The 14,748-nt window shown below is 34.9% G+C and carries 10 protein-coding genes and 1 CRISPR repeat array; of the genes, 9 read left to right on the top strand and 1 reads right to left on the bottom strand.

All coding sequences use genetic code 11. The annotated features are described in order from the left end of the window. Positions 1-47 precede the first annotated feature (47 nt). From cas9 to CLU97_RS11855, 4 genes are all read left to right on the top strand, one after another. Positions 48-4,334, top strand: coding sequence for a type II CRISPR RNA-guided endonuclease Cas9 (gene cas9, locus CLU97_RS11870; protein WP_121488114.1), 4,287 nt, complete (start codon positions 48-50; stop codon positions 4,332-4,334). A gap of 4 nt (positions 4,335-4,338) precedes the next feature. Further along, the gene (gene cas1, locus CLU97_RS11865; protein ID WP_121488113.1) at positions 4,339-5,232 is read left to right on the top strand and encodes a type II CRISPR-associated endonuclease Cas1; all 894 of its coding nucleotides are present in this window, start codon (positions 4,339-4,341) and stop codon (positions 5,230-5,232) included. Next, positions 5,229-5,567 carry a CRISPR-associated endonuclease Cas2 gene (cas2, locus tag CLU97_RS11860; protein WP_121488112.1) on the top strand — a complete coding sequence of 113 codons (339 nt, stop codon included), beginning with the start codon at positions 5,229-5,231 and terminating at the stop codon, positions 5,565-5,567. The genes cas1 and cas2 overlap by 4 nt, the downstream gene beginning before the upstream one ends. 57 nt (positions 5,568-5,624) lie before the next feature. After that, positions 5,625-8,058: a CRISPR direct-repeat array (repeat unit 47 nt; unit sequence GCTGTGACTAATCACGAAGATAATAAATTTTGAAAGCAATTCACAAC). A 287-nt stretch (positions 8,059-8,345) separates the two neighbouring features. Next, positions 8,346-9,023: a YceI family protein gene (locus CLU97_RS11855; protein WP_121488111.1), complete on the top strand. Its 678-nt coding sequence runs from the start codon at positions 8,346-8,348 to the stop codon at positions 9,021-9,023. Positions 9,024-9,097: 74 nt separating this feature from the next. Here CLU97_RS11855 and CLU97_RS11850 read toward each other — a convergent pair whose 3' ends face one another. Beyond that, the gene (locus CLU97_RS11850) at positions 9,098-9,454 is read right to left on the bottom strand and encodes a hypothetical protein (RefSeq protein WP_121488110.1); all 357 of its coding nucleotides are present in this window, start codon (positions 9,452-9,454) and stop codon (positions 9,098-9,100) included. A gap of 193 nt (positions 9,455-9,647) precedes the next feature. On the opposite strand from CLU97_RS11850, the gene CLU97_RS11845 reads away from it, so the two are divergent. The 5 genes from CLU97_RS11845 to CLU97_RS11825 all read left to right on the top strand — a co-directional run bounded on the left by CLU97_RS11845 (position 9,648) and on the right by CLU97_RS11825 (position 14,694). Further along, positions 9,648-9,902 (top strand): DUF1294 domain-containing protein, encoded by a 255-nt coding sequence (locus CLU97_RS11845; RefSeq protein WP_121488109.1) that lies wholly within the window; start codon positions 9,648-9,650, stop codon positions 9,900-9,902. Positions 9,903-10,012: 110 nt separating this feature from the next. Further along, positions 10,013-10,219 carry a bacteriocin-like protein gene (locus CLU97_RS11840; protein ID WP_121488108.1) on the top strand — a complete coding sequence of 69 codons (207 nt, stop codon included), beginning with the start codon at positions 10,013-10,015 and terminating at the stop codon, positions 10,217-10,219. A 137-nt stretch (positions 10,220-10,356) separates the two neighbouring features. After that, positions 10,357-12,162, top strand: a complete 1,806-nt coding sequence (typA, locus tag CLU97_RS11835; RefSeq protein WP_121488107.1) for a translational GTPase TypA — start codon at positions 10,357-10,359, stop codon at positions 12,160-12,162. 129 nt (positions 12,163-12,291) lie between these two features. Further along, positions 12,292-13,908 (top strand): glycoside hydrolase family 10 protein, encoded by a 1,617-nt coding sequence (locus CLU97_RS11830; protein WP_121488106.1) that lies wholly within the window; start codon positions 12,292-12,294, stop codon positions 13,906-13,908. A gap of 234 nt (positions 13,909-14,142) precedes the next feature. Continuing rightward, on the top strand, positions 14,143-14,694 hold the full coding sequence (locus CLU97_RS11825) for a ferritin (protein WP_121488105.1): 552 nt from the start codon (positions 14,143-14,145) through the stop codon (positions 14,692-14,694). Positions 14,695-14,748: the final 54 nt, after the last annotated feature.

The raw sequence follows: 14,748 nt of genomic DNA, 5'->3' as shown, positions 1-14,748 counted from the left end.
TGCTTTTTTTATTGCTATTTTTATGTGGTATCAAAAACATAACCACGATGACTAAAAATATACTTGGCTTAGACTTGGGAACGAATTCGATAGGGTGGGCATTGATAAAACAGGATTTTGAAAACAAATACGGAGAAATTCTTGGGATAGGGAGCAGGATTATTCCAATGTCACAGGATATTCTGGGCGATTTTGGAAAAGGGAATTCTGTTTCGCAAACCGCAGAACGAACAAAATACAGAAGCGTACGAAGACTACGGGAACGATTCCTTCTAAGAAGAGAGAGGCTTCACAGGGTTTTAAATATTCTGAACTTTCTTCCGGAACACTATTCTTCACAAATAGATTTTGAAAAGCGATTCGGAAAGTTTAAAGAAGAAACCGAACCCAAACTGGCCTGGAAAAATATTGGTAGACAGTTTTCATTTCTGTTTCAGGTTTCTTTCAACGACATGCTTGAAGAATTTAAGGCAAACGGACAGGATTTAAAAATTCCTTACGACTGGACAATTTATTATCTTAGAAAAAAAGCCCTTTCACAAAAAATTGAAAAGGAGGAACTGGCCTGGATTCTTTTGAATTTTAACCAAAAACGTGGATATTATCAATTGCGTGGTGAAGATTTTGAAGAAGAAAAAGATAAGACGTTTGTTCTATTAAAAGTCGAAAGAGTAGTTGATTCAGGCGAAAATATTAAAGGGAAAATTCTATATGATGTTTATTTTGATAATGGTTGGAAATATGACAAGCAAATTGTTAAGACTGAAGACTGGATTGATCGTACAAAAGAATTTATTGTAAGTGAATCCATTTTAAAAAGTGGGGAAGTTAAAAGAACTTTCAAAGCAGTTGATTCTGAAAAAGATTGGATTGCAATAAAAACCAAAACCGAACAGGAAATCGACCAATCTCGCAAAACAGTTGGAATTTACATCTATGAAGCGCTTCTTCAAAATCCGAAACAAAAGATTAAAGGAAAATTGGTTCGGACGATTGAAAGAAAATTCTATAAAGATGAGCTAAAACAAATTTTAGAAAAGCAAAGGGAATTTCATCAGGAACTTCAAAATGATGATTTGTATAATGACTGCATTCGTGAGTTGTACCGAAACAATGAAGCACATCAACTTACTCTGAGTAAAAAAGATTTTGTTCATCTTTTGATGGATGACCTTATTTTCTACCAAAGACCGCTGAGAAGCCAGAAATCTTCTATTTCCAACTGTACGTTGGAATTTAGAAAATATAAGGATGAAAATGGAATGGAGCATACACAGTACTTAAAAGCGATTCCAAAATCTAATCCTTATTATCAGGAATTCCGCCTTTGGCAATGGATCTGCAATTTAAATATTTATAGAAAAGATGATGAAGCGAATGTTACCAAAGATTTTTTAAGTACGGCCCAAGATTTTGAAAATCTGTTTGAATTTTTAAATAATAGAAAGGAAATTGAACAAAAGCCATTGATTAAATTTCTTTTTGAACAAAAAGATATCAATAAAAAATTGTTTAACGCTGAAGCAGAAAAATATCGCTGGAACTATGTAGAAGACAAGAAATATCCTTGCAACGAAACTAAAACGATGATTTCTTCTCGATTGGATAAAGTGGATAATATTTCTGATGATTTCCTGACGAGGGACATTGTGCAGAAAATTTGGCACATTATTTACTCCGTCAATGATAAAATAGAGTACGAGAAAGCCTTAAAATCTTTTGCGAAAAAGCATCATTTAGATGAAAGTTCTTTTTCTGAGGCTTTCAGGAAATTTCCACCATTTAAAAGTGAATATGGTTCCTTTTCGGAAAAAGCAATTAAGAAATTGTTGCCTTTGATGCGATTAGGAAAATATTGGAACTATGCAGATATTGATACATTTTCAAAAGATAGAATTCAGAAAATCATTAATGGAGAATATGATGAAAATATCAAAGATAAAGTAAGAGAAAAAGCGGTTCATCTTACGTCGGAAAATGATTTCCAAGGTTTACAATTGTGGTTGGCTCAATACATTATTTACGGAAGACATTCGGAAGCATCAATAATAGGGAAATGGAATTCTACTAATGATTTGGAAGTGTTTTTAAAAGATTTTAAACAACACTCACTTCGCAATCCAATTGTAGAACAGGTAATTACAGAAACTTTGCGTGTTGTAAAAGATATTTGGCTAAAATACGGAAATGGAGCAAAAGATTTCTTTAATGAAATTCATATTGAGTTAGGAAGAGAAATGAAACTTCCTGCTGATGATCGAAAAAAACTCACTAACCAGATTTCTGAAAATGAAAATACCAATCTCCGCATCAAAGCTCTTTTGGCTGAAATGATGAATGATCATTCTGTAGAAAATGTTCGTCCGTTTTCGCCTATGCAACAGGAAATTCTGAAAATCTATGAAGACGGAGTTTTAAATTCAGGTATTGAGATCGAAGATGAATATTTAAAAATAAGCAAAACCGCACAGCCTTCATCAGCAGATTTAAAACGATATAAACTTTGGCTGGAACAGAAATACAAATCGCCTTACACAGGACAAATTATTCCTTTGAATAAATTGTTTACGCCAGAATACGAAATTGAACACATTATTCCGCAAAGTCGCTATTTTGATGACAGTTTTAGTAATAAAGTAATTTGTGAATCTGCAGTTAATAAATTGAAAGATAATTACATTGGCTTAGAATTCATTAAAAAATTAGGCGGAACTGTTGTAGAATGTGGAAACGGAAAATCGGTAACAGTTTTAAAAGAAGATCAATATGAAGATTTTGTCAAAAAACATTATGCGAACAATCGAAGTAAAAGGAATAAGCTTTTATTAGAAGATATTCCTGAAAAAATGATTGAACGGCAATTGAACGATACCCGTTATATCAGTAGATATATTTCCGGTATACTTTCTAATATTGTTCGCGTTGAAGATGGTTCAGATGAGGGCGTAAATTCTAAAAATATTGTTCCAGGAAATGGAAAAATCACCACCCAACTGAAACAAGATTGGGGATTGAATGATGTTTGGAATGATTTGATTTTACCACGTTTTGAAAGAATGAATCAACTTACTAATTCAAAAAATTTTACCGCGTGGAATGAAAATCATCAAAAGTTTTTACCTACCATTCCAATTGAGTTTTCCAAAGGATTTTCAAAGAAAAGAATTGACCATCGACATCACGCTTTAGATGCTTTGGTGATTGCCTGTGCCACAAAAGATCACGTGAATTTATTAAATAATCAATCGGCAAAATCGGATACCAGACGCTACGATTTGAAAAAGAAATTAATGAAGTTTGAAAAAGTTGTTTATCACAATACGCAAACAGGACAAAAAATAGAAAGGGAAATACCAAAACAATTTTTAAAACCTTGGGAAAACTTTACAGTTGAAACCAAAAATTCTTTAGAAGAAATTATTATAAGTTTTAAGCAAAACCTTCGTGTCATTAATAAGGCGACTAATTATTATGAAAAATATGTAGAGAAAGGTGGTTTAAAAAATAAGGAAAGAGTAGAACAGACAGGAACAAACTGGGCGATTAGAAAATCAATGCATAAGGATACAGTATCCGGAAAAATAGATTTACCTTGGGTAAAAGTTCCAAAAGGAAAAATTTTAACAGCAACGAGGAAAAGCCTTGATACTTCATTTGATTTAAAATCGATAGGATCTATTACTGATACAGGGATTCAGAAAATTCTCAGAAATTATCTGGAATTCAAAGGCAGTCCGGAACTTGCATTTTCACCGGAAGGAATAGAAGATCTGAATAAGAATATTGAGAAGTATAATGATGGAAAATCTCATCAACCGATTAACAAAGTAAGAGTTTTTGAACTGGGAAGTAAATTTCAGGTAGGACAAACCGGAAATAAAAAAGATAAATATGTAGAAGCTGCAAAAGGAACCAATCTGTTTTTTGCTGTTTATGAAAATGAAAATGGAAACAGAAGTTATGAAACTATTCCTTTGAATGAGGTTATAGAAAGACAAAAGCAAGGTTTATCTGTAGTTGACTTAAAAGGAACAATTGATTTTTTTCTTTGCCCGAATGATTTAGTATATATTCCTTCAGAAGATGAACTTGAAAATAGTAGCAACATTGACTTCAAAAATTTTAAAAAAGATCAAAACAAAAAAATTTATAAGGTAGTTAGTTTTAGTGGAAGCCAGTTGTTTTTTATAAGGCAGGAAATTGCCATATCAATTGTAAATAAAACAGAATTTTCCACTTTGAACAAAATGGAGCGTAGTATTGATGGATTAATGATTAAGGAAAATTGTATCAAATTAAAAGTAGACCGTTTGGGAAATATCTCTAAAGCATAATATTATGATCACGCGCTCTATCTATATCGGCAATCCCGCTTATCTCAAACTCAAAGATGAGCAGATGAAAATCCTCTGTCCGGAAACCAAAACGGAAAAGGGGAGTGTTCCTGTGGAAGATCTGGGATTACTCATGCTGGATCATTATCAGATTACCATTTCGCACAATCTGATTCAGAAAATGATGGGGAATAATGTGGTGGTGATTAGTTGTGATTCCCATCATTTACCCCACGGAATTATGCTTCCGCTGTATGGTCATACGGAACATTCCAACAGAGTAAAAGATCAGCTGGAAGCCAGTGAACCGCTTAAAAAACAGCTTTGGAAACAAACGGTGGAATGTAAAATTGAAAACCAGAAAAATGTTCTTATGAAATTGGGAAACTATTATGAACCTATGATTCAGTATCAAAAAAATGTACTGTCCGGAGATACAACTAATATGGAAGGTATTGCGGCTCAGCATTATTGGAAGTATCTAATCAGCCTGGATTTTTTAAGACAGCGTTTCGGAGATTCTCCCAATCAGTTTTTCAATTTTGGCTATACTGTTCTCAGAAGTATTGTAGCAAGGGCTATTGTAGAAACAGGGCTGCTGCCGGTTATGGGAATTTTCCATAAAAACAAATACAATCCCTATTGTCTGGCTGATGACCTGATGGAACCTTACCGTCCGTTTATCGATTTACTTGTCATGCAATGGCTGAAAATACATCCGGATATAGACGAACTGACTAAAGAATTTAAGGCACATATTCTACAGATTGCTACCAAAGATGTGAATATTGATAGTAAAATAAGGCCGTTGCTCGTTGCTGTTAAAACAACAGCTTCGTCACTATATAAATGTTATACAGGGGAAAAGCGGCTGATCTCTTATCCTCAACTGTTATGAACTCCGAAAGGTTTAATGCATACCGAATTATGTGGGTTTTAGTATTATATGATCTCCCGACTGAGACCAAAGCTAATATGAAAGAAGCGAACCGCTTCCGGAAAGGGCTCATTGATGATGGTTTTACTCTTTTTCAGTTCTCTATGTATGTACGTCACTGCCCAAGCCGCGAAAATGCTGAAGTTCATATCAAAAGAGTAAAATTCATGCTTCCAAAGGCCGGGAAAGTTGCTATTATGTGCATTACGGACAAGCAATTCGGAGATATTGAAATTTTCTTTGCCAGAAATAAGGAAGAGCCACCTCCAACCTTCCAGCAGCTCGAATTATTCTAAATTGCAAATTCTAATTATAAAAATAATCTACTGAAAATCAGTAGATTATTTTTTGAGGCTGTGACTAATCACGAAGATAATAAATTTTGAAAGCAATTCACAACAAGCCTCTGGCCAAAGTTTAAAATCGTTAAGCTGTGACTAATCACGAAGATAATAAATTTTGAAAGCAATTCACAACAGTGTTGTAGATCGTTCCAAATACAATTAAGCTGTGACTAATCACGAAGATAATAAATTTTGAAAGCAATTCACAACTATCTATTGCTGAATTAAAGGCTCAGAGAGGCTGTGACTAATCACGAAGATAATAAATTTTGAAAGCAATTCACAACTCAAATACTCAACCTTTCGCTTGCTACGGTGCTGTGACTAATCACGAAGATAATAAATTTTGAAAGCAATTCACAACTATGATCTGATTAAAAGTGAAAGAGGTGATGCTGTGACTAATCACGAAGATAATAAATTTTGAAAGCAATTCACAACGACATAAAGCCAGATAATCTTCAACAGCACGCTGTGACTAATCACGAAGATAATAAATTTTGAAAGCAATTCACAACTTGTCTTACTTTATCTACTATTCTTGGAAGGCTGTGACTAATCACGAAGATAATAAATTTTGAAAGCAATTCACAACTCAATTGCCCCCGCTACTGTTACACCTTTTGCTGTGACTAATCACGAAGATAATAAATTTTGAAAGCAATTCACAACAATGCAAAGAATTTTCTGCCGAATGATCCTGCTGTGACTAATCACGAAGATAATAAATTTTGAAAGCAATTCACAACCCTATCAGATTCAAGGTCTTTTAAATAGTCGCTGTGACTAATCACGAAGATAATAAATTTTGAAAGCAATTCACAACTAAATTCTATTCATTAATGTAGGATTATAGGCTGTGACTAATCACGAAGATAATAAATTTTGAAAGCAATTCACAACAGACTGTTCTATAAGAGAATTTGACACATCGCTGTGACTAATCACGAAGATAATAAATTTTGAAAGCAATTCACAACACTGCAAAGAATTTTCTGCCGAATGATCCTGCTGTGACTAATCACGAAGATAATAAATTTTGAAAGCAATTCACAACCTATGATCTATACAAAAAAGCATCATTTGAGCTGTGACTAATCACGAAGATAATAAATTTTGAAAGCAATTCACAACGTAAGCGGATCATATGTAAATCCCTCTACAGCTGTGACTAATCACGAAGATAATAAATTTTGAAAGCAATTCACAACGGTCATCATCGTCTGAACCTGAGACTAAAAGCTGTGACTAATCACGAAGATAATAAATTTTGAAAGCAATTCACAACCATGATCCCTCGCTGCTATGATGTTGAAACGCTGTGACTAATCACGAAGATAATAAATTTTGAAAGCAATTCACAACGTAAAGCCTCACAGTTCTTTAATAATTTTAGCTGTGACTAATCACGAAGATAATAAATTTTGAAAGCAATTCACAACCAGGTCTGGCCAGTTCCAGAAATCTTTCAAGCTGTGACTAATCACGAAGATAATAAATTTTGAAAGCAATTCACAACGACATATAGAACAAAGCTTTATAAGAACTTGCTGTGACTAATCACGAAGATAATAAATTTTGAAAGCAATTCACAACTCAGGTTGAAAAAGAGTGTTCTTCAGGATCGCTGTGACTAATCACGAAGATAATAAATTTTGAAAGCAATTCACAACCCGACTTTATGAAGATCAATAGCAGCTACGGCTGTGACTAATCACGAAGATAATAAATTTTGAAAGCAATTCACAACCATGATAGTAAACGGAGAGCTGGTCTGCAAGCTGTGACTAATCACGAAGATAATAAATTTTGAAAGCAATTCACAACGAAAAGCATGCAAGGCACTGAGATTAAGCCGCTGTGACTAATCACGAAGATAATAAATTTTGAAAGCAATTCACAACGAGGATGAAAGATTCAAACAACGATGTATAGCTGTGACTAATCACGAAGATAATAAATTTTGAAAGCAATTCACAACTATAAAAAAATGTAAACATCACCCAAAGATGCTGTGACTAATCACGAAGATAATAAATTTTGAAAGCAATTCACAACAGAAAGGCTTCTAGCTTCTTTTCCTGATATGCTGTGACTAATCACGAAGATAATAAATTTTGAAAGCAATTCACAACTAGGCTTTACCTATGGTGCAAGTGATGGAGGCTGTGACTAATCACGAAGATAATAAATTTTGAAAGCAATTCACAACCAATCTCATATCCAAGTGCTGCAAATGGATGCTGTGACTAATCACGAAGATAATAAATTTTGAAAGCAATTCACAACACAAAATAAAAAGCACCTTAAACAAGATGCGCTGTGACTAATCACGAAGATAATAAATTTTGAAAGCAATTCACAACAATATTTTCATTAGGATTTACTCCATTAAAGCTGTGACTAATCACGAAGATAATAAATTTTGAAAGCAATTCACAACAGGATGCTGATTCAGGGGTTTCATGATATTGCTGTGACTAATCACGAAGATAATAAATTTTTTTATTTTTGCCTTGAAACAGTATTTCTGAAATTTTAAATGTATAAGATTCAAGCTGTTTTGATTCTCAATACTGATGGAGTTTATACCGAATTTGGAAATATGATTGCAAATAATTGAAGATTTTCACATTTCTTGATATATGATAAGATCATACAAATCTGGTTTTTCTATTTTTGTACCCGAAAACAACAAAATTTCAATAAACTTTTTTAAAACAGTTCAATATGAAAAAAATTAGCGTAATTGCATTAGTAGGAGTAGGATTGCTTTTGGCATCATGTGATAAAGGAAAAACAGCAGAAACAGCAGCTACCGCTCAGGAACAAACCGTAGCAGAAAGCAAAGGTGAGACGCTGGCAGTAGATACAGTAGGTTCAGTAGTAAACTGGAAAGCTTTCCACAAAGGAGGTATGGCTCCACGTTGGGGAACTCTTACTGTAAAGTCTGGAGATCTTAGCATTGATGGAGGACAGGTTGCAGCAGGAAACTTTGTGATCGATATGAACTCTATTAAAGTAGATCCGGCTTCAGTAACAGAAAAAGATAAAAAACCGGCAGATCTTGAAGCACACCTTAAAAATCCTGATTTCTTTGATGTAGCGAAAAACCCTACTTCAGATTTCAAAATTACAAGTGTTACAGATTTGAAAGAAGCGCCAAAAGATGCGATAGCAGGAGCTAATAAAACAGTAAGCGGAAATCTTACCTTATCAGGAAAGACAATGAATGTTACTTTCCCTGCAAAAGTAGACGTTGCCGAAAATTCAGCGGCTATTCAGGCTAAATTTACGGTAAACAGAGCAGATTGGGGGCTTAAATTCGGTACTTCTGAAGCAGATCCTGCAGAATGGATGATCAGCAAAGATATTGAGATCGCTATCGACGTAAAAGCTAAAAAATAAGTTATTTAAATTATAATAACTACGAGAGCTGCCTTCATGAAGGCAGCTCTTTTATTTTGGGACTGGAAATACAATCAATTCAAAATCTTTGAATGCTGAATTCTCACACCATACTCACTCCCAAGATATAAAGGATTTCCATGCTTTTCAGACCAAAATCCATCCAATAGGTCTTTACTTAGGCATCGGTATACCGCAACTCCCTTATAAATGGTATGATCTTCACCCTCATAGTTGAAATTGATCACTAAAATTTGGTCTTTATAAAATCCTGTTCCGTTTTGCTGATGTTCACCAATCATCCACTGAGCAATAATGCGGTTATTTTCATCAACAGATAGAGTTAATATACCATGATAAGTTGGCAGCGAAGATTCCTCCTGGTTGCTTCCTTCAATGGAGTAGCTTCCCACCAGATCGTGTACTGTCATTGATTTATTTTTAAAAGAGCAAATTTAAAACATTAAAATCATATTAAATAATCTTCATTGTAAGCTTAAAATCAGAATGATTCATCTTAACTGGACTTTACTTCTTAAATACATTCTTAATGGTTTAAAAAGATTGAATATTTAAGAACATTCTATAGATTATGCTTTATTTTTGCTGCAAATTAAATGAAGAATGATTCCTTTTCTGTTGATAATAAATGTGCTTGCATTAGGTGCTTTTGGTTTTGATAAATGGCAGGCCAAAAAGCATCAATGGCGAATTTCCGAAAATACCCTTTTAGGAATTTCTCTGCTGGGTGGAATTATAGGAGCCGCTGCCGGAATGATTCTCTTCAATCATAAAGTTTCCAAGAAATCTTTTCTCATGAAATTTGTATTGGTTGTGCTGATAGACCTGGTTTTGTTTTATAGATTGTTAAGGCATTGATTTTGAATAGGTAATATATTCCCCCTGAACGTTAAATATTTTAATAATTTACTTTTTATGTGTATTTTTTTTATAATTTTATCGTGCTAATAACAAATAAACAAATCAATATGAGAAATCTTAGAAAAATTTCCAGAACTGAAATGAAATCAGTCCAGGGAGGAATCATCAAAGGAATGGTAAGATGTAAGGATGCCGACACATGCGCCGTAAGATGGGGATGGGCAACCGGATTCTCCAGCAATTGTGCAGAGTTTGACATCATTTGCGGAGAACCACCTGCAGTAGATCCATGCGAAATACAAGCTTGTGTATAGATAACTTAAAGAGTGTTTTTCGGACACTCTTTTTTTATGATCCTGTCCATAAGTATTTTAAACAAAATATTAAATATTTGTATAACTAAATATTTTTTCATTAAAATTCACTACTTTTGCACCCGTAAAAATCTTTTATGCAAAACATTAGAAATATTGCGATTATCGCACACGTTGACCACGGAAAGACGACTTTGGTTGACAAGATCATTCACGCTACCAACATTTTCAGAGAAAATCAGGAGAGTGGGGAGTTAATTATGGATAACAACGATCTTGAAAGAGAAAGAGGGATCACCATCTTATCCAAGAATATTTCTGTTACTTATAAAGACACAAAAATTAACGTAATTGATACTCCCGGTCACGCCGATTTTGGTGGAGAAGTAGAAAGAGTATTAAAAATGGCTGATGGGGTTATTTTGTTGGTGGATGCGTTCGAAGGACCAATGCCACAAACAAGATTCGTTCTACAGAAAGCTTTGGAATTAGGATTGAGACCATTAGTGGTGATCAATAAAGTAGATAAACCAAACTGTCGTCCGGACGAAGTTCATGATAAAGTATTCGACTTGTTCTTCAATCTTGAGGCTACAGAAGAGCAATTGGATTTCCCTACATTTTACGGATCTTCAAAACAGGGATGGTTCAACACTTCATTAGAGCAGACTGAAGATATTTTACCACTATTAGATGGTATCCTACAATATGTTCCTGAACCGAAAGTTACAGAAGGAAATCTTCAGATGCAGATTACTTCTCTTGACTTCTCTTCTTTCTTGGGAAGAATTGCAATAGGAAAAGTAACAAGAGGTGAGATCAAAGAATCTCAGTGGATTGGTCTTGCTCAGGCAGAAGGTAAAATTGTAAAAGGAAAAGTAAAAGAACTTTACGTTTTCGAAGGATTAGGAAAGAAAAAAGTAACTGAAGTAAAAGCAGGAGATATCTGTGCTGTAGTAGGTTTCGATGCTTTCCAGATCGGAGATTCGTTCGTAGATCTTGAAAATCCTGAACCATTGGAAAGAACGGCAATTGATGAGCCTACGCTGAACATGACGTTCTCTATCAACAACTCACCTTTCTTCGGTAAAGACGGTAAATATGTTACTTCTAACCACCTGAAAGAAAGATTAACAAAAGAATTAGAGAAAAACCTTGCATTAAGAGTTCAGCAGACTGATGATGCTAATACATTCCTTGTATTCGGTAGAGGTATTCTTCACTTATCTGTTTTGATTGAAACAATGAGAAGAGAAGGGTACGAAATGACAATCGGTCAGCCACAGGTTATCTATAAAGAAATTGACGGTGAAAAATGTGAGCCTTATGAATCTTTGGTAGTTGATGTTCCTGAAGAATTTGCTTCAAGAGTAATCGATTTAGCTACTCAGAGAAAAGGAGATCTTCACATTATGGAAACTAAAGGTGAAATGCAGCACATGGAGTTCGAAATCCCTTCAAGAGGTTTGATCGGACTACGTTCTCAGATGTTGACAGCTACTGCTGGTGAAGCTATTATGGCACACCGTTTCACAGAATACAAGCCTTTCAAAGGTGCTATCCCTGGAAGAAACAATGGTGTTTTAATCAGCAAAACTACAGGTCCTGCTACAGAATATTCTATTGCTAAATTACAGGATAGAGGTAAGTTCTTCGTTGATCCGGGTGAGGAAATCTATACAGGTATGATCATTGGTGAACAAAACAAACCTGGAGATCTTGTAGTAAACATCGTAGAAGCAAAACAGTTGAACAACATGAGGGCTTCTGGAAAAGATAAAGATACAGGGGTTGCTCCGAAAATCTTATTCTCTCTTGAAGAATGTATGGAATACATCCAGGGTGATGAAGCCATTGAGGTAACTCCAAACTTCATTAGAATGAGAAAGAAAATCCTTTCTGAAGAAGAAAGAAAAAGAGTTGAAAGAGGAGCAAAAGCTTAATCTAAAATTCTTAAAATATAATAGAGCCTCGATTTTCGGGGCTTTTTTTCTATGCCAACCCATTAAAATGCTTATTTTGGCATAATAATCTCTAAGAATAAAAATAAATTTTAATGTAGTTTTGTGACTATGAGAATGAATAAATTAAAACTTATCGTTTTATTGGGCTTTTTTGCTTCTTACACCACCTCATGTTCAGTTCAGAACAATGTTGTAAAAACACCATCCACAAAGAATCCTACGAAACCTACCAATAATACAACCCCACCAAAAGTAAATCCGGTGGCTACAAAGCCTACAACTGGAACTACAGCTTCAACTGAAGAAAATTTCAGAACCAATCTTCCCGAAATCAAAAGAGAATTCCGTGGAGCATGGATTGCGAGTGTAGCCAATATCAACTGGCCCTCCAGAAATGACCTTACAGTAGATCAGCAGAAAGCAGAAGCTATCAGCATGCTTGATATGTTGAAAGATAATAATTTCAATGCGGCTATTTTTCAGATCAGACCTTCCGCAGACGCACTTTATACAAGTAATATCGAACCATGGTCTTACTTTCTTACCGGACAAACGGGAACCGCTCCTTCTCCCAACTATGACCCGCTTCAGTTTTGGATTGAAGAAGCTCACAAAAGAGGATTGGAACTCCATGTTTGGTTAAACCCTTACCGCGCACACCACACCAACGGCGGTGCTGTGAATAGCCTGTCAATGGCCAATAAGCTGTCTGATATTGTGATAAGATTAAAGAACGGAATGTACTGGTTTGATCCGGCTAATCCGAAAACACAAGGCCACGTATCCAATGTGGTGAAAGATATTGTAAAAAGATACGATATTGATGCCGTTCATTTTGATGATTATTTCTATCCTTATGCTACCTACAATAAAGGGGCTGATTTTCCTGATAATGCCACATGGAATGCTTATGTAAGCAGTGGAGGTACCTTATCCAGAGCGGATTGGAGAAGAGATAACGTGAATAAATTTGTAGAACGTATCTATAAAGAAATTCACGCAGAAAAAAATAATGTAAGATTCGGGATTAGTCCATTTGGAATCTGGAAACCCGGATATCCTGCAGGAATTGTAGGCTCCTCTCAATATGACGAATTATATGCAGATGCCAAATTATGGTTAAATAAAGGCTGGGTAGATTATTTCTCACCACAGCTTTACTGGCCTATAGATTCCAAGGGACAAAGCTTTGAAGCCCTGTTAAGCTGGTGGCAGTCTGAAAATACAATGAACCGTCACTTATGGCCGGGATTGAATACTGTTGAGATTAAAGTATCAGACCGTCCAACGGAAATCAAAAACCAGATTGCTATTTCCAGAAATATCCTGAAAAATGATGCCGGAGAAATACACTGGAGTATTGCCGGGCTTACCAAAAACCCGAACATGCTACCTGCTTTGAAAAGTGGACCATACAGTGAAAAAGCATTGGTTCCGAAATCCCCATGGATCAAAGCTGTACCATTGCAGACTCCTACCTTATTCATTACGGATAATGGGAGCTTTGCACAGACGAGCTGGAGTACAAAAAATGCCGCTGATGTTTTCCTGTGGGTTCTTTTCTCACAATACAACGGAGTTTGGCAGACTGAAATCTTAACATTGGATACCCTTTCAAAAGATATCCCTAAGTTTAAAGATGGTAAAAAACTGAATGCAGTGGCCATTAAAGCTATCGACAGATTAGGAAATGAAAGCGATTATACAGCCAGAAAGATTAAATAGATAAGGATAAATCCTAAGTTATTGCGAACCTTTAGGTGAAGCAGTCTCAATAATAGTTTAAAAACCAGTTCTCCAAAAGAGCTGGTTTTTATTTTAGAATAACTATAAATTATCAACTTAAATAATTGAAATACAGTTGTATTTTAAAGTGTTTTTGAAAAAATTATACAAAACAATAACCTTATCGGAACTGTTTTTGCATGATTCATTCTATAATCACCAAAATATAACATTATGAATACTAAAAGACTTTCCGCAAAAATAGAAAAAGCGCTTAGTGACCAGATGAACAAAGAAATTCATGCATCACACATTTTTTTATCTTATGGAATTTGGGCAGATGACAAAGGATATCAGGGAATAGCCAATTTTCTTTACAGGCATTCTCAGGAAGAAAGAAATCACTCTATCAAATTCATGGAATATATTTTAAACCGAGGCGGAAAACCAAAAGTAAACGCTATTCCAGCTCCTCCGGCTGATCCTAAAACACTCACAGAATGTTTTGACGGTGTTTTTAAACATGAAGTAGATAATACAACTGCTATTTACAAAATTGTAGATCTTTCTATGGAAGAAAAAGACTGGGCAACCTGGAATTTTATGCAGTGGTTTGTACAGGAGCAGATTGAAGAAGAAACACTGGCTCAGAATTTAATTGATAAATTGAAAATTGCTGGCGGTGACAGAGCTACTGATGAATCTTTATTTACTTTAGATAAAACTTTACAGGAAGCCCCGAATGATGTTCCTTTGGCTCAGAATGCCACGGGAAACAATCCATAAAATATCCGGTGAATACAAACCTTTTGAAAATCTGTCAGAATACTGGCAGATTTT

This window comes from Chryseobacterium sp. 7 (assembly GCF_003663845.1).
Taxonomy (GTDB): Bacteria; Bacteroidota; Bacteroidia; order Flavobacteriales; family Weeksellaceae; genus Chryseobacterium.
This window is presented reverse-complemented; position numbering and strand designations above follow the sequence as displayed.

Bases quoted from the DNA above. Each gene is read 5' to 3' on its own strand.
- CLU97_RS11830 (WP_121488106.1), top strand. From the start codon at position 12,292: ATGAGAATGAATAAATTAAAACTTATCGTTTTATTGGGCTTTTTTGCT.
- CLU97_RS11855 (WP_121488111.1), top strand. From the start codon at position 8,346: ATGAAAAAAATTAGCGTAATTGCATTAGTAGGAGTAGGATTGCTTTTG.
- cas2 (WP_121488112.1), top strand. From the start codon at position 5,229: ATGAACTCCGAAAGGTTTAATGCATACCGAATTATGTGGGTTTTAGTA.
- CLU97_RS11825 (WP_121488105.1), top strand. From the start codon at position 14,143: ATGAATACTAAAAGACTTTCCGCAAAAATAGAAAAAGCGCTTAGTGAC.
- cas1 (WP_121488113.1), top strand. From the start codon at position 4,339: ATGATCACGCGCTCTATCTATATCGGCAATCCCGCTTATCTCAAACTC.
- CLU97_RS11845 (WP_121488109.1), top strand. From the start codon at position 9,648: ATGATTCCTTTTCTGTTGATAATAAATGTGCTTGCATTAGGTGCTTTT.
- CLU97_RS11840 (WP_121488108.1), top strand. From the start codon at position 10,013: ATGAGAAATCTTAGAAAAATTTCCAGAACTGAAATGAAATCAGTCCAG.
- cas9 (WP_121488114.1), top strand. From the start codon at position 48: ATGACTAAAAATATACTTGGCTTAGACTTGGGAACGAATTCGATAGGG.
- CLU97_RS11850 (WP_121488110.1), bottom strand. From the start codon at position 9,454: ATGACAGTACACGATCTGGTGGGAAGCTACTCCATTGAAGGAAGCAAC.
- typA (WP_121488107.1), top strand. From the start codon at position 10,357: ATGCAAAACATTAGAAATATTGCGATTATCGCACACGTTGACCACGGA.